The sequence below is a fragment of the Streptomyces sp. NPDC101132 genome, assembly GCF_044759225.1.
Classification (GTDB): Bacteria; Actinomycetota; Actinomycetes; order Streptomycetales; family Streptomycetaceae; genus Streptomyces.
In genome coordinates this window covers 99,305-114,895 of record NZ_JBIVYX010000010.1, presented here as the reverse complement: position 1 = coordinate 114,895, position 15,591 = coordinate 99,305, and the positions used below count along the sequence as shown (strand labels likewise).

Genomic DNA, 15,591 nt, shown 5'->3' with positions numbered 1-15,591 from the left:
CAGCCTGCTCTGGCGCCTGCGCGGCGGCCGCTCGCCGTGGTGCTGCTCACGGCCGCGCTCGCCGGTTCCGCTTCCGTGGCCGGGGCGGGCGCGGCGCACGCGGCCGGAGCGCCCCGCGCCGCGGGGGCGGCGGGTGCCGCCGGGGCGGCGGGCGCTCCCCGGGCCGCGGGTGCCGCCGGCACCCCGCGCCTCGCGCCCACACCCGCGGCCGGCACGAGCGCCGTGCTGGCCGGGCCCGCCGCCTCCGGCGAGGCCCTCCTCCACACACCCGACGGCCCGCGCACCATCGCGGCCGGGCTCAACGAGATGCGGGTCGACGGCGGGGGCACGCTCCAGACGTACGGCGTGGGCATCGCCATCCAGTCGCAGCAGGAGGCGCGGTACGCGGAGACCGCCTGGAGCGGCAGCCCCCTCGACGCCAACAGGGACGCCGGCCGGATCCGCTGGATCCTCCAGCACTCCTATCCCCAGCTGAACGACCTGGCGGGACTCGCCCGGCGGGCCGGGGCCGGCGCGCTGACCGCCGAGACCGCGGCGGCCGGCACCCAGGTGGCCATCTGGCGGCTCTCGGACCACGTGCAGGTGGAGGCGGTGGACCCGGCGGCCGAGAAGCTGGCCGACTACCTCCAGAAGGCGGCCCGCACGCTCGCCGAGCCCCCCGCCTCGCTCAGCCTGACCCCCGCCACCGTCACCGGCACCTCCGGCAGCCGGATCGGACCCGTCACCGTCCACACCGGCGCCCAGAGCGTCGCCGTCGCCCCGGACGCGGCGGCCCGGGCCGCCGGCGTGCGGATCGTCGGCGCGGACGGCGCCCCGGTCGCCACGGCCGTGCCCGGCGCCCTGCTCTGGTTCGACGTGCCCAAGGGCGCCACGGACGGTGCCGGCGCGGTCACCGTGCAGGGCTCCACCAAGGTCCCGGTCGGCCGGGTGCTGATCAGCGACGGCAGCAGCCAGGCGCAGATCGTGGCCGGTTCCAGCGAATCCGCGGCCACCGCCACGGCCACCGGGGTCTGGGCCCCCACCCGCCTGGCGGCCCGTACCTACGCCGACGCGCTCCCGCTGCCCGCCGCCGAGGAGAGCGCCGACGCCTCCGACACCCGCCTCGCGGCCAGCGGCAGCTCCAGCGCCACCCCCGTGATCGCCTCGCTCGCCGTGGGCCTGGTGGTGCTGGGCGCCGGAGTCGTGTTCCTGCTGCGCAAGCGCCCCACGGACACCGAGTCCCCCGAGTGATCCACCGGCGCCGGGCGCGCCCCGCGGGGGGTGACCGGCGCCATACGGGTTTCCGCCCGGGGATGGACGTACGGCAAGATGGGGTGTATCTGCCCATCATCGATCTGCCGGACGGTTTCTCTTGGCTGAGTTCATCTACACCATGCGCAAGGCGCGCAAGGCGCACGGCGACAAGGTGATCCTCGACGACGTCTTCCTGAACTTCCTGCCGGGAGCGAAGATCGGCGTGGTCGGCCCGAACGGCGCCGGCAAGTCCACCGTTCTGAAGATCATGGCGGGCATCGAGCAGCCGTCCAACGGTGACGCCTTCCTCACGCCCGGTTACAGCGTCGGCATCCTCATGCAGGAGCCCAAGCTCGACGAGTCCAAGACCGTCCTGGAGAACGTCCAGGACGGCGTCGCGGAGATCAAGGGCAAGCTCGACCGGTTCAACGCCATCGCCGAGGAGATGGCCACGAACTACACGGACGAGCTCATGGAGGAGATGGGCAAGCTCCAGGAGGACCTGGACCACGCCAACGCCTGGGACCTCGACGCCCAGCTGGAGCAGGCCATGGACGCGCTGGGCTGCCCGCCCGCCGACTGGCCGGTCACCACCCTCTCCGGTGGTGAGAAGCGCCGCGTCGCCCTCTGCAAGCTGCTGCTGGAGGCCCCCGACCTGCTGCTCCTCGACGAGCCCACCAACCACCTCGACGCCGAGTCGGTGAACTGGCTGGAGCAGCACCTGGCCCAGTACAAGGGCTGTGTCGTCGCCGTCACCCACGACCGGTACTTCCTGGACAACGTCGCCGAGTGGATCCTCGAACTCGACCGCGGCCGCGCCCACCCGTACGAGGGCAACTACTCCACCTACCTGGAGAAGAAGGCCGAGCGCCTCAAGGTCGAGGGCAAGAAGGACGAGAAGCGCCAGAAGCGCCTCAAGGAAGAGCTGGAGTGGGTCCGCTCCAACGCCAAGGGCCGCCAGGCCAAGTCCAAGGCCCGCCTCGCCCGTTACGAGGAGATGGCCGCCGAGGCCGAGAAGATGCGGAAGCTGGACTTCGAGGAGATCCAGATCCCGCCGGGCCCGCGCCTGGGCTCGATCGTCGTCGAGGTCAACAACCTCTCCAAGGCCTTCGGCGACAAGGTCCTGATCGACGACCTGTCCTTCACCCTGCCGCGCAACGGCATCGTCGGCATCATCGGTCCGAACGGCGCGGGCAAGACCACGCTGTTCAAGATGATCCAGGGCCTGGAGGCCCCGGACTCCGGCGACATCAAGGTCGGCGAGACCGTCAAGATCTCGTACGTCGACCAGGGCCGCGCCAACATCGACCCCAAGAAGACGCTGTGGGCCGTCGTCTCCGACGAGCTGGACTACATCAACGTCGGCCAGGTCGAGATGCCGTCCCGCGCCTACGTCTCCGCGTTCGGCTTCAAGGGCCCGGACCAGCAGAAGCCGGCCGGGGTGCTCTCCGGCGGTGAGCGCAACCGCCTGAACCTCGCGCTCACCCTGAAGCAGGGCGGCAACCTGCTGCTCCTCGACGAGCCCACCAACGACCTCGACGTCGAGACCCTGTCGTCCCTGGAGAACGCGCTGCTGGACTTCCCCGGCTGCGCCGTGGTCGTCTCCCACGACCGCTGGTTCCTGGACCGGGTCGCCACGCACATCCTCGCCTACGAGGGCGAGTCGAAGTGGTTCTGGTTCGAGGGCAACTTCGAGTCGTACGAGAAGAACAAGGTCGAGCGGCTCGGCCCGGACGCCACCCGTCCGCACCGCGCCACCTACAAGAAGCTGACCCGAGGCTGAGCATGGCCCGTCACCTCTACAGCTGCCCCCTCCGCTGGTCGGACATGGACGCCTTCGGGCACGTCAACAACGTGGTCTTCCTCCGCTACCTGGAGGAGGCCCGGATCGACTTCATGTTCCGGCTGGCACCGGGGAACGGCTCGCAGTCGTTCCAGGGCGGGTCGGTCGTGGCCCGCCACGAGATCGACTACGTCCGGCCGCTGGTCCACCGGCACGCGCCGGTGACCGTCGAGTCCTGGGTCAAGAAGATAGGCGCGGCCTCGCTGGTCATCGCCTACGAGATCAAGGACCCGGAGCAGGTCTACGTACGGGCCGAGACCGTGGTCGTGCCCTTCGACCTGGAGGCCCAGCGGCCCCGCCGCATCACCGAGGAGGAGCGCTCGTTCCTCCAGGAGTACGTCGACGACAGCGCCGAAGGGCGCGCCGCCGCATGACGCTCCGCCTGCGGCTGGCCGACTCGGGGGAGGCGGCGGACCTCGCCGCCTTCCTCGGCCGCCTCGTGCACTACGACCGCGCCGCCGCCGTCCGCCTCCAGGGCGGCGGCGGGGCGCTGGCCGTGTTCGGCCGCCCGCCGTCCTTCGAGGTCCTCGCGATCCGCACGGCCCGGCTCGCCGAGCCCGTGACGCTGGACCTCACCGTCTCCGCGGGCGAGCTGCTCGAATCGGTCGACGAGGCCGCCGGCACCGCCGTGGTGCCCGCGCCCGTCACCGGTCCGCCGTGGGCCGGCGTGCTGCCGCCCCGCGGCGGCTGGCAGCGCATCGCCGGCCTGCCGACGGCCGACGAGATGCGGACCGCCGTCGGCGTGGCCGTGGCGGAGTTCCGGGCCCGGGACGAGGCCCTGCCGGCCGCGTCCAGGACCCGCGCCGAGCGCGACCGGATCGGCCGCGAGATCTGGTCCCGCACCCTCGGCGGGACCGAACTGCCGCTGCGCGCCGTGCACGCCGCCCAGTCCCTGGGATTCCTGCGCCCCGTACGGGCCGCCGCGGGCACCGGCACCGGCTCGTCCGAGCCCGGTTCCGTCGCCCTGCTCGCCTCGGGCGGCTGGCTGCGCCTGAGCACGCCGTACGGCTCCGTGGCCCTGCGCCGCCCCGGTGGCGGCCTGGGCGCCCTCCAGGTCCGCCCCGTCTGACCCGCCCGGCGCGCCCGACGGGCACCGCCCCCCTACGCCCCGCCCCGTCGCCCGGCCCCGCTACGCGGTGTTGATCATCGAGGCGGCGGCGTAGGTCAGGTACCGCCAGAGCTGCGCCTCGTGCTCGGGCGCCAGGCCCAGCTCGTCCACCGCGTCCCGCATGTGCCCCAGCCACGCGTCGTGCGCCGCCTTGTCCACGACGAAGGGCGCGTGCCGCATCCGCAGCCGCGGGTGCCCCCGGTGCTCGCTGTACGTCGTCGGACCGCCCCAGTACTGCATCAGGAACAGCGCGAACCGCTCCTCGGCCGGGCCGAGGTCCTCCTCCGGGTACATGGGACGCAGCAGCGGGTCGCCGGCGACCCCTTCGTAGAACCGGCGCACCAGGCGCCGGAAGGTCTCCTCGCCGCCCACCTGCTCGTAGAACGTCTGCTCCGGAAGCGTGTCCTGGGGAATCTCATTCACCCGACCATCGTCTCAGACGCCCGGACGGAGGACCCCGGTCCCAGGACCGCCCCGTTGGCCGGGAACCGCCGGCGGCAGGACAGTGGAGTCATGGGCGCACGGAGCGCGCACCGGGCACACAGGGCGCACGAGGCACCGCACGCGGTGGAACGGGAGACGGCGCACGCGGCGCAGGTCCGCGAGCTGGTCGCGGCCGGCGACCTCCGCGACCCCGCCTGGCGCGCGGCGTTCTCGGCGGTGCCGCGGCACGTCTTCGTCCCGTACTTCTACACGGGCCGCGGCGCCGGGTACGAGCGCCTGTGGGGCGAGGACCCGGACCCAGAGCGGCGGGCCCGCTGGCTGCGCGGCGTCTACACGGACACCCCGCTGGCCACCCGGCTGCGCGACGGCGAGCTGGTCTCCTCCAGCAGCCAGCCCTCGCTGATGGCCCGGATGCTGACCGCGCTCGACGTCCGCGAAGGGCATCGGGTGCTGGAGATCGGCGCCGGCACCGGCTACAACGCGGCCCTGCTCTGCCACCGGCTGGGCGACGGGAACGTGACCACCGTCGACCTCGACGAGGAGATCACCGAGTCGGCCCGCGCGCACCTCGCCCGGCTCGGTTACCACCCCCTGGTGGTGACCGGCGACGGGGCGCGCGGCTGCCCGGCCCGCGCCCCGTACGACCGGATCATCGCGACCTGCACGCTGCCGCTGGTGCCGCACGCCTGGCTGGGCCAGTGCGTGCCCGGGGCGCGGATCCTGGCCCCGCTCTCGACCGGGCTGCTGGCGCTGGCGGTCCACGGCGCGGGCTTCGCGGAGGGGCGGTTCCTGCACACGCCGGTGTACTTCGTGCCGCTGCGCGGCGGGATACGGGGCGCGGCCGGTCCGGAGGTGTCCAGGCCGCCGTACGACCTGCCGTACGACCTGCACGAGGACGACCGGTTCCGCTTCATGCTCGGGCTGACCGGTACGGCGCTGCACCCGCGCGAGGCGCTGGACCTGTGGCGCGGCGAGGGGCGCCCGGGGCGCGAGCGCTTCGGCGTGACGGTGAACGCCGAGGGGGAGTGGTCCTGGCTGGACGATCCCCAGGGGCCCTACGTGTGGCCGCTCGGGAGCGGGCCCGGCTGACGGCTGTGGAGAAGGGCCCGCCGGGCCCCGCCGGTGCCCGGGGCCCGCACGAAAGGGCCCGAAAGCCCCGTGCCACACTTGTGGGCGATATGTGCCCGGGAGCCGTGGCCGGGCGGAACGCGGCGGGAAAGTAGGAGGCCCTGTGGTCCTGGCGGCAACCGCCGACTCGGTGGTGATGAACGGTGCCCTGGTGCTGGCCGTACCCGTCGCCCTGCTGGCCGGTCTCATCTCCTTCTTCTCGCCCTGCGTGCTGCCGCTCGTCCCGGGATACCTCGGCTACGTCACCGGCCTGTCCGCCGCGGAGGCGGGCCCCGGCGGCGGTGGGCCCGGTGGGGCCAAGCGCGGCCGGATGCTCCTCGGGGCGTTCCTCTTCGTCCTCGGATTCTCGGCCCCGTTCATTTCGCAGGGCGCCTTCTTCGGGTACTTCGGCAACACCCTGTCGCAGTACAAGGAGACCCTGGAAATCGTTCTGGGCTCGCTGACCGTGCTGTTCGGCCTGGCGTTCATGGGATTCCTGCCGGGACTGATGCAGCGCGACATCAGGATCCACCGGAAGCCGGCCGCGGGCCTGCTGGGAGCCCCGGTCCTCGGCTTCACGTTCGGGCTGGGATGGACGCCGTGCATGGGTCCGACGCTCGGCGCGGTGATGGGGCTCTCCATGGGGCAGGACAGCCCGGGGCGCGGGGCGCTGCTGATGGTGTTCTTCTGCCTGGGACTCGGGGTGCCGTTCATCCTCACGGCCCTGGCCTTCCGCCGGTCGATGGGGGCGTTCGGCTGGGTCAAGCGGCACTACAAGTGGGTGCTGAGGATCGGCGGGGGATTCCTGGTCGCGGTCGGCGTGCTGCTGATCACCGGCGCGTGGAGCCAGCTGGTCCTCCAGCTGCAGTCGTGGCTGCCGACGACGAACGCGGTCGGCATCTGAACCGTCCGGTCCGCACGCGCAGGGGCCCCGCCGACCTCCCGGTCGGCGGGGCCCCTGCGTTCACGTCGAGCTGTCGCCGAAGGCGTCAGCACCGGCGCCGGTGCTAGCCGCGCCGGATGGTGATCGTGGTCCAGGCGCCCACGTGCACGCGGTCGCCGTCGCCCAGCGGCACGGGCACGTACGGCTGGATCGGGTCGTCGCCGCCGTTGACCGTGGTGCCGTTGGTGGAGTTCTGGTCCACCACGGCCCAGCTGCCGTCCGGCTGCTGCACCAGCACGGCGTGCTGGTGGGAGACGCCCGGGTCCTCCGGCGGCACCGAGAGGTCGATGTCCGGGGACTCGCCCGTGGACTGGCGGCGGCGGCCGATGGTGATCTGGCCGCCGGTCAGCGGCAGGTGCTGCTCGGGGGAGTACGCGGGCAGGTTCAGGCCCGCGGCCTCCGGGCCGCTGCGCTGCATCATCGCCATGAAGTACGAGCGGTCGGGACCGATGGTCGCCGACCAGGCGCCGCCCTGCGCGGGGAAGGGGGCGTGCTGGCCGGGGTGTCCGCCCTGTCCCGGGTGGCCCTGCTGACCGGGGTGTCCGCCCTGGCCCGGGTGACCCCCCTGCGGGTGCATGCCGGGGCCGGGCGCGCCCGGGTGCTGGTGCTGCTGCGGCGGGCCCTGCTGGTACGGCGGCTGCTGCGACTGCTGCTGGCCGGGCGGCGGGAGCATCCAGTCGTCGCCGCCGGTCTGGTGCGGGGCGGGCGCGGGAGCCGGCGGGCCCTGGTGGCGCTGCTGGAACGCCCCCGGCGGCGGCGGGCCGGGCTGCTGGTAGCCGCCCGCGGGGTCGCCGTGCAGCGGCTCGGCCGGCCGGTTCACCTGGGAGGGCCGGGAGCCCTGGTAGTCGAAGTGGTCCTGCTGCGGCTGGTAGCCGGGCGGCAGGTTCATGCCGGGGCCCGGGCGTCCGCCGGGACCGGGCGGGGGCACGGGGACCCCCGCGCCCGTGCCGTGCGGCGGTACGGGCGCACCCGGGCCGGGACCGCGGCCGCCACCGGGCTGCTGCGGGCTGTAGCCGGTGGGCTGGCGGGTCAGGAAGTTGTAGCGGCACTCCTCGCAGAACGGCGCCATGGCCTCGCGGGGGGTGCGGCACTGCGGGCAGAGCTCGGCCTGCATGGTGGCGTCGCCCCCGGGACCCGGGTAGCCGTAGCCGCCGTAGGAGGGCCCCGGCGCGGGAGCCCCCGCGGGCGCACCCGGTCCGGCCATGCGGTGGCCGCAGACCTCGCACCAGTCTTCGGAGACCGATTGGTGTCCGTTCGGGCAGGTCGGCATGTCGGCCCTTCCCCCTCTCCCTGTCCAGCCCCCGTCAGGGCCGCAATTCAGGACTTCTTCACTCGAACGGTCTGCGTCGAACGCGTTTCGAGAGTCATCTCGTCCGCATCCGTGACCTTCGCCTTCAGCCGCACAGTACCGGTCGCGGCGTCGACGACGTCGACCACCTTCGCAAGCAGTTTCGCAGTGTCCTCGTTCCCGGACGCACTCGCCAGTTGTACGGCCCGTCCCAGCTTGGCCGTCGCACCATCGAAATCTCCCGATTTACGGGCTTCCAGGCCCTGCTGGATGGCCCTGGCCAGCTCCGCCTGGCCTGTGTAATGCGCCACTTGCGCGTTGATCGCCGTCGACGCGGCCAGGTCGTCCGTCCACACCGCCCGTACCAGCCCCTGGGACAGCACGACCGGTCCCGCGCCCTCCCCCGCGGGGCCGGGGGCCACCAACGAGGCCCGCGCCGCGAGCATTTCCTGCCCGATCCCGGCGCCGGGTACGCGTACGCCGACGTGGTAGTCGCGGGATTCGTCGCCCCAGGAACCGGTCGGGTAGTCCCCGGCGCGCGGGCCCGCCTCGGTGCGGCGGTCCGTGAGATCGACCACGCTCGGCGCGACCTGCTTCACGAAGAGGACCTCGGCGCCGACCGGGGTCCACAGCCGCAGCGCGACGTCGCCGACCTCCTTGTCCATGGCCCGCGCCATCATCGCGGTGAAGTCGGCCCGCAGGCCCGCCGGGTCGGCCACGATGTCGGCCCGGCCCAGCAGCGCCTCGGCGATCCCGGTGACCTCCTTGACCTCCCAGTCCGTCCCGACGCCACGGGCGTCACAGGTGAACCTCCCCGCGCAGTGCTCCAGCGCGGCCGCCAGCGCCTCCGGCGTCTCGTGCTCGTTCCGGCCGTCGGTGAGCAGGATGCCGTGCCGGATCGCCGTCCCGTCCGTACCCGAGAACAGGCTCTCGGCCAGCCGCAGCCAGGTGCCGATCGCGGTGCCGCCGCCCGCCGTCAGCCGGCGCAGGGCCTCCTTGGCCGCGGCGCGGGTCTCCGGGCCGGCCACCGCGAGGCGGCCGCCGCCCGGGTACACGTCCCGGGCCACGTGCGTACCGGCGACCACGGCGAAGGAGGTGCCGTCCCGGAGGGTGTCGACGGCGGCGGCCGTCGCCTCGCGGGCGTTGCGCATCTTCTCCGGCGGGTAGTCCATGGACCCCGAGCAGTCGACCATGATCACGACGGCCGACCCGCCGGCCGGGCCGCCGGCACCCGTGGTGCCGGCGCCGGTCCGGCTGACGCTGCCGCCGCCGGTCGAGGTCACGGTGACGATGGCGCTGACGTCGCGGCCGCCCTCGGGCAGGTACTCGTTCTGGTAGACCTCGACGTCGAAGCGCGGAGCGCTCGGCTTGGCGAAGTTGGCCATCGGTTCTGCTCCTCAGGAATGCGGACGCGGGGCCACGGGGAACGGCACGACGGCCACCGTGACGTTGTCGTGCCCGCCGCCGTCGAGGGCGTGGCCGACGAGCACCTGGGCGCTGTGCAGGGGCCGGGCGGCGGCGTCGGCGGGCAGCACCCGCGCCATCTCCTCCGCGCTCTCCGCGTAGTTCCACAGGCCGTCGGTGCAGACGACGACCACGCCGGGCCGGTCGGGCTTGAAGGCGGCGGTGTGCGGTTCGAGCTCGTACGCGTCGGCGCCGAGCCAGCCGGTGATCGCGTGGGCGCGTACGTCGGCGTACGCCTCGGCCTCGCCCATCAGGCCCGCGGCGACCATCTGGGCGGCCCAGGAGTCGTCCTCGGTGAGCCGGGCGGGCGGGGCGGAGCGGTCGTCGGGCACCCAGTAGGCGCGGGAGTCCCCGACCCAGCCGATCACCAGGATGCCGTGGGTGACCACGGCGCCGACCAGGGTGCAGGCGGGGGCGTTCTGGTGGCCGGGGGCCGCGGCGAGCGCGTTGACGGCGTCCGCCGCCGACACGATCGCCTCGTGCATGGCCTGCTGGGGGTTCGCCCCGCGGGGGAGCGCGGACAGCAGCGACTCGTTGGCCGCCGCGGCGGCCGCGGCGGAGGCGTCGTCGGGCCGGCTGGCCGAGGAGACGCCGTCGCAGACCACGGCGACGGTGGCGGTCGTGCCGTCCGGCAGCGCGGTGGCGGCCACGGCGAAGGAGTCCTCGTTGCGGTGGTGCCGCAGGCCGCGGTCGCTCACGGCCGCGACGCTCTCCAGCGCCTCCTCCTGGTGGTCCCGCTCGCGCGGCTGGGCGTGCCCGCAGTTCTCGCAGTACCCGTCGGTGTCCACCTGCCCGCTGCGGCAGGCGACGCAGACCCGTGCCCCCGCGGGCCGCGGGCCCGCGGCGGGGGCGGGCGGCGCGGGGGGAGCCGAGGGCGGTGCGGGCACCTGCACGGGCTGGTGACCGGGGCCGTCGTGCAGCGTGGGCTCGTGCCCGGGGCCGTCGTGCAGCGTGGGCTGGTGACCGGGGCCGTCGTACCGCGTGGGCGGGTGGCCGGAGCCGTCGGGCAGCGTCGGCGGGTGGTCGGGGCGCGGGGGCACGCCGGGGGCGCCGCCGGCGGCGGACACCGGCCCGCCGTACGCCCCGTCCGTGCCGGGACCGCCTCCGGCGCCGGCCGAGGCGTCGCCGGCCGCGGCTCCGTGCCCGCCGGACCGGGAGGCCGGGACCCCGAAGCCCGCCCCGGGGTCCGGGGCGTTCGGGCCGGGCGCGGGGGCCGGGCCGCCGGAGGCGGGAGCCGTGGCCGGCCGGGCGGGAAAGCCGGCGGGGTCGGGCGCGGGGGCGGCGGCGTGGCGCGGGGCCGGGGCGCCGAAGTCGTGGCGGGGCTCGCCGGGCAGCGGTACCCCGGCCCCGGGGGTCCGGCCGGCCGGGTCGTCCCGGTACGCCGCCGGGTCCGGGCCGGAGGCCGCCCCGTACGCGGCGGAGCCCGCGCCCGGCGCCGGGTGGGCCGGCCAGGACGGGTCGCCGAACCCGTGGGCCGTCGGGGCGGCTCCGGGCGACGGCTCGCCGGTGCGCGGCACGGGACCGCCGGGGAAGCCGCCCGCGGCCGGCACGGGTCCGCCCGGGTGGCCCGCGGACGGCACCGGGCCGCCCGGGTGGCTGCCCGTGGCCGCCACGGGCCCGCCCGGGAGGCCACCGGCGGCCAGCCGGCCGCCGTACGCGTCCGGGGCCGTGCCCGGCGCCAGGGGGACCGTCGGACGGTCGGCGGACGGCGCCCCCGCCGTCACGGCACAACCGCACCGGCCGCAGAAGCGGTCACCCTCCTCCACCGGCTCCTCGCAGCTGGGGCATCCCGACAGCCATGGCATCCGCGACATCACTCACACCCACGTCCGGGGACGGAAACGGTTTGCCCGCTCCACCAGTTCGATCCTCTCCTCGCCACGCTGCGCGAGCCGCGCGAGGACGCGGAACGAGCGCTCAAGGCCGAACCGCAGCCCCCGCTCGTCCAGTTGACTGCCCAGCAGCGAGGCGTGCCCGGGGGCCGCCCCCCGGCTACCCGACAGTACCCAGTCCAGGGCGGAGCCCAGAACTTCGGTGGTCAGGTACTCCAGCCGCACCGCGTCCAGCCCGAACTGCCGCAGCACCTCGACCTGTCCGGCCGCGGCCGTCAGGTCGTCCAGCAGCGCCTCCCGCGGCGCGCGCTCGCGCAGCCGGGCCCGCACCGCCGCGACCCGGGCGGCCGTGTAGTGGATGGACGCCTCCGGTACGGACTCCAGCGCGCGCACGGCACCGGCCCGGTCGCCGGTCGCCAGCCGCACCCGGGCCAGTCCGAACGCGGCGCTCACGAAGCCCGGGTCGGTGACCCACACCAGCCGGTAGTACTCCGCCGCGTTGTCCAGCTGCCCCAGGATCTCCGCGCACAGGCCCAGCGCCAGCTTCGGCGCCGGCTCGCCCGGGAAGGCGTCGTACACGGCGTCGAAGGACAGGGCCGCGACGGCGTCGTCCCCGGTGGCCAGCGAGGAGACCCCGCGCGCCCACACCACCCGCCAGTCGTCCGGGTGGGCCTCCTCCAGCTCGTCCAGCAGCCGCGCGGCCGCCCGCGCCTCGCCCAGTTCGAGCCGGGCCCGCAGCTCCCGCAGCCGCAGCTCCGCCGAATCGGCCGGCGCGGCACCGAGCGCGCCCAGCAGCTCCGCCGCGCCCGAGCCCGTCAGGCCGGCCAGGAAACCGGCGTTCGGGTCCGTCGGGTCCACCAGCGGCAGCGGCAGGGCCAGCGCGTGGCGTACGGCGTCCAGCCGGGCCAGCCCGGGCACCCCGGGAGCGAAGGCCACCGGTTCCGCGGGCCCGGGTGCGCGGGGACCCGGCACGAAGGCGGCACCGGAGGCGGCCGGCGCGGCGGCGGGTGCCCCCACCGCGTGCGTGGCCGCCGTACCGAGGGACGCGACGGGACCGGCCCCGTGCGCGGCGGCCGGCACCACCGGCACCGCGAGGGGCGGTCCGGCCGGGCCGACCGTACCGCCGCCCGGCACCTCGCCGGACCCCGACCCGGCCCCGGCCGCGGACCCCGACCCGGATGCGGCCCCCGCACCGGCCCCGGAGCGGGACCCCGGAGCGGAACCCGGACCGGAACCGAGCACGGACCCGAGTACGGACCCCAGGAGCCCGCCCCCGGACCGCCCGGACCCCTCCCGCGCCCCCAGCAGCGACACCTCGGCCGCCCGCTCCGCGAACAGCTCCGTGTCCGGTACCCGCAGTTCGGGCCCGAAGAGCGTGGACAGCTGCGGCCTGGGCTTCCCCGTCTGGAGGGCGACCACCTCCCGCAGCACGCCCGTCAGCTGCTCGGCCATCTCCTGCGCGGAGGCGAACCGGCGTGCCGGATCGGGGTCGGTGGCCCGGACCAGCAGCCGGTAGAAGGACTCGTACCGCCGGAAGACCTCGATGTGCCCGGGGTCGGGCAGCGAGTCCACGAAGACGTTCGTGTAGCCCTGGAAGTCGAAGGTCAGCACGGCCAGCGTGCGCGCCACCGTGTACAGGTCCGAGGCCACCGAGGGGCCGACCTCCGCCACCTCCGGCGCCTGGTAGCCGACCGTGCCGTAGATGGCCGACTCGTCGTCGTCCATCCGCCGGACCGCACCCATGTCGATCAGCTTGAGCTGGTCCTGCTGCTGGATGGCGTTGTCGACCTTGAAGTCGCAGTACAGCAGGTTGCGGCTGTGCAGGTGGCCCAGGGCCTCCAGCGCCTCGATCCCGTACGCGCAGGCCTGCTCGACCGGCAGCGGGTCGCGCCGCCCGTCCGGCCGCCGCCGCTCGTTGGCGATCTCCTTCAGGGACTTGCCGCCGACGTACTCCATGACGATGTAGCCGTCCAGCGAGCCGGAGCGCTGGTCGAGGTGCTCGACGAAGTTGTAGATCCGGACGATGTTGGAGTGCTCGATCTCGGCGAGGAAGCGCCGCTCGGATATCGCGGCGGCCATCGCGTCCTGGTCCCCGGTGTCCAGCAGGCCCTTGAGGACCACCCACCGGTCCGAGACCGCGCGGTCCACCGCCAGGTACACCCAGCCCAGGCCGCCGTGCGCGAGGCAGCCCGCCACCTCGTACTGGCCGTGCACCACGTCGCCCGCGCGCAGCTTCGGCACGAAGGAGTACGGGTGACCGCACTTGGTGCAGAAGCCCTCCGTGCGCCCGGGCCGCTCCCCGCGCGCCCGCCCGACCGGAGCCCCGCAGTCCGACCGCGAGCAGAATCGCTTCCGCTCCGGTACCTCCGGGTTCTCCAGCACCGCGGCCGACGGATCGGGCCGCGCCACCTCCGGTACGGACACCAGACCGGCGCCCAGCCGGCCGCGGGCCGAGGCACCGGAGGCGGAACCCGAACTGCGCACCGACACCGAGCGCGTGGAGCCGCCGGTGCCGGACATGGCGCGCGACAGCCGCCCCGACACCGACCGGCGCGAACTCGACGACCGGGAGGAACGCGAGGACCGCGCCGAGGCGGAACCGCGCCCGGACCCCCGTGACCCGGACGAGCCGTGGGACCCCTGGGAACCGTGCGAGCCCTGTGAACCCCGGGCGCCGCGCGCGGCGCTGGTCATCCCGGTGGGCATCGTCTCGACCTCGCCGGCACCCGGCCCCTGGCCGCCCGTCGCACCCGACCCGGCCGAGCCGACCAGCCCGGCCGAGCCGACCAGCCCGGCCGAGCCGACCAGCCCGGCCGAGCCGGCCAGCCCGGCCGAGCCGACCGCACCGCCCGGCCCGGCGGCCGCCCCGGCCCCCGAACCGCCCGCGGGCGCCAGCCCGCACGTGTCGCAGTACAGCCCACCGCCGCCCATGTCCTCGTACGCCCCGGGACAGCCGGGACGCTGACACGCGCCCCCGGCCGCCGCCGCGCCCGACCCGGTCACACCCACCTCGTTCATCGCCCGTCCTCAGGGCCGTACTGCCGGGGCACCAGCACCTCGGCCGCCGCCCGCTGGTACCGCAGCACCGCCTCCTCCGCCGCGCGCAGGTCGCACGGCGCGCTCCACAGCATCCGCCGGGCCGCGTCGTACCGCTCGATCAGCAGCGGGTCCTCGGCCATCCCGTGCCGGGCCACCTTCGCCCGGTACGCGTCCAGCCTGCCCCGCAGCTCCGCCCGCACCGCCAGCGGGGCGGTGACCGCGGTCAGCGAGGCGCGGGCCCGCTCCAGTTCGTCCTCCGCCCGCCGCTCCAGCGACTCCAGCAGCGGCGAGAGCCGGTGCCACTGCGCCTGCCTGCGGTACTCGGCCGCCGCGGCCAGCTGCTCCTGGAGCGCGGTCGGCGGCCCGCTCACCGCGGGCACCTCCGAGGCGGCGATCTTCGCGAGCACCTCCCCGCGCGCCGTGCGCGCCTCGGCCAGCGTCCGGTCGGCCCGCGACAGCAGGTCGCGCAGGCCGATCAGCCGCCGCTCGGCGTCCTGCCGGACCAGCAGCACCGCCTCGATCTCCCGGCGCACGTCCTCCAGGGCGCGCGCCGCCCGGTCGTACCGCCCGGTGTCGGGACGGCCGCCGCCCGGCGCCGAACTGCCCGGTGCCGGCTGCCAGAAGGCCAGCGGGTCCGTGATCACCTCGGCCCGCAGCGCGGTCAGCTCCTCGGTGATCGCCTCCAGGTCGTCGCCCGAGGGGTGCTCGCCCGGCCGTACGCCCACCGAGTGCGCCAGCGAGCGGGTCCGGCGCAGCTCGGCCGCGAGCAGGTCGATGCGGGCCGGCAGCGCCGACCACACCGCGTCCGCCGCGACCACCGTGTCCAGCGACTCCGCGTACAGCTCGTTCATCCGCGCCACCAGCCCGGCGAGGCTGAACCGCTCGGCCAGCGCCGAGCCCTCCACGCCCGCGCCCGGCACCGTCACGCTCCGCCCGCGCAGCCGCTCCGTCAGCTCCGCCAGGTCCTCGCGCGAGGCCCAGCGGCGCCGCGCCCGCGCGTCCCTCGCCGCGGTCAGCGCCGCCGTGTACGCGTCGAAGTAGCTCCACAGCAGGGAGATCCGCGCGTCCGTGACCGCCCACCGCTCCTTGGTGTGGCCGGTCAGCTCCGCGCCCTCCAGGAGCCGGCGGCCCGCGTGGTCCTGGAGCGCCAGCAGCGAGGTCTCCACGGCCTCGTGCTCGGCGCCCAGCCGGGCCAGCGCACGGTCCACCTCGTCACGGTCCATCACCGGACCGCCCGGCCCGTCATCGGAGCCGGGGAAGCCGGCAGCCGTGCCGCCCATCGATGCCCTC

General features: G+C 75.3%; 12 protein-coding genes. 6 read left to right on the top strand and 6 right to left on the bottom strand.

The features are described from left to right. The first annotated feature begins 36 nt into the window (after nt 1-36). The 4 genes from ACIQUR_RS23505 to ACIQUR_RS23490 all read left to right on the top strand — a co-directional run bounded on the left by ACIQUR_RS23505 (nt 37) and on the right by ACIQUR_RS23490 (nt 4,145). The gene (locus tag ACIQUR_RS23505) at nt 37-1,230 is read left to right on the top strand and encodes a TQXA domain-containing protein (protein WP_403667470.1); all 1,194 of its coding nucleotides are present in this window, start codon (nt 37-39) and stop codon (nt 1,228-1,230) included. Nucleotides 1,231-1,351: 121 nt separating this feature from the next. Continuing rightward, a complete protein-coding gene (gene ettA / locus ACIQUR_RS23500; protein ID WP_403667467.1) occupies nt 1,352-3,016 on the top strand; it encodes an energy-dependent translational throttle protein EttA in 1,665 nt (554 codons plus the stop codon). Nucleotides 3,017-3,018: 2 nt separating this feature from the next. After that, entirely contained in the window at nt 3,019-3,450 is a 432-nt protein-coding gene (locus tag ACIQUR_RS23495; RefSeq protein ID WP_399950550.1) for an acyl-CoA thioesterase, read from the top strand. Continuing rightward, nucleotides 3,447-4,145, top strand: coding sequence for a hypothetical protein (locus tag ACIQUR_RS23490; protein WP_403667464.1), 699 nt, complete (start codon nt 3,447-3,449; stop codon nt 4,143-4,145). The genes ACIQUR_RS23495 and ACIQUR_RS23490 overlap by 4 nt, the downstream gene beginning before the upstream one ends. Before the next feature lie 60 nt (nt 4,146-4,205). Here the strand turns inward: ACIQUR_RS23490 and ACIQUR_RS23485 are convergent, their stop codons facing one another. Then, on the bottom strand, nt 4,206-4,607 hold the full coding sequence (locus tag ACIQUR_RS23485; protein ID WP_403667461.1) for a globin: 402 nt from the start codon (nt 4,605-4,607) through the stop codon (nt 4,206-4,208). A 90-nt stretch (nt 4,608-4,697) separates the two neighbouring features. On the opposite strand from ACIQUR_RS23485, the gene ACIQUR_RS23480 reads away from it, so the two are divergent. Next, nucleotides 4,698-5,717 (top strand): methyltransferase domain-containing protein, encoded by a 1,020-nt coding sequence (locus tag ACIQUR_RS23480; protein WP_403667458.1) that lies wholly within the window; start codon nt 4,698-4,700, stop codon nt 5,715-5,717. Between the two features lie 175 nt (nt 5,718-5,892). Then, a complete protein-coding gene (locus tag ACIQUR_RS23475) occupies nt 5,893-6,639 on the top strand; it encodes a cytochrome c biogenesis CcdA family protein (RefSeq protein ID WP_403667932.1) in 747 nt (248 codons plus the stop codon). A gap of 103 nt (nt 6,640-6,742) precedes the next feature. Here ACIQUR_RS23475 and ACIQUR_RS23470 read toward each other — a convergent pair whose 3' ends face one another. The 5 genes from ACIQUR_RS23470 to ACIQUR_RS23450 all read right to left on the bottom strand — a co-directional run bounded on the left by ACIQUR_RS23470 (nt 6,743) and on the right by ACIQUR_RS23450 (nt 15,581). Next, nucleotides 6,743-7,948 (bottom strand): FHA domain-containing protein, encoded by a 1,206-nt coding sequence (locus tag ACIQUR_RS23470; protein ID WP_403667455.1) that lies wholly within the window; start codon nt 7,946-7,948, stop codon nt 6,743-6,745. Nucleotides 7,949-7,995: 47 nt separating this feature from the next. Further along, on the bottom strand, nt 7,996-9,351 hold the full coding sequence (locus ACIQUR_RS23465; protein WP_403667452.1) for a VWA domain-containing protein: 1,356 nt from the start codon (nt 9,349-9,351) through the stop codon (nt 7,996-7,998). Between the two features lie 12 nt (nt 9,352-9,363). Next, complete coding sequence (locus ACIQUR_RS23460; protein WP_403667930.1) at nt 9,364-10,764, bottom strand: PP2C family protein-serine/threonine phosphatase; 1,401 nt, start codon at nt 10,762-10,764, stop codon at nt 9,364-9,366. 483 nt (nt 10,765-11,247) lie between these two features. Further along, the gene (locus ACIQUR_RS23455; protein WP_403667449.1) at nt 11,248-14,280 is read right to left on the bottom strand and encodes a tetratricopeptide repeat protein; all 3,033 of its coding nucleotides are present in this window, start codon (nt 14,278-14,280) and stop codon (nt 11,248-11,250) included. Continuing rightward, nucleotides 14,277-15,581, bottom strand: coding sequence for a hypothetical protein (locus tag ACIQUR_RS23450; protein ID WP_403667446.1), 1,305 nt, complete (start codon nt 15,579-15,581; stop codon nt 14,277-14,279). Before ACIQUR_RS23450 ends, ACIQUR_RS23455 begins: the two co-directional genes overlap by 4 nt. Between the last annotated feature and the right edge of the window lie 10 nt (nt 15,582-15,591).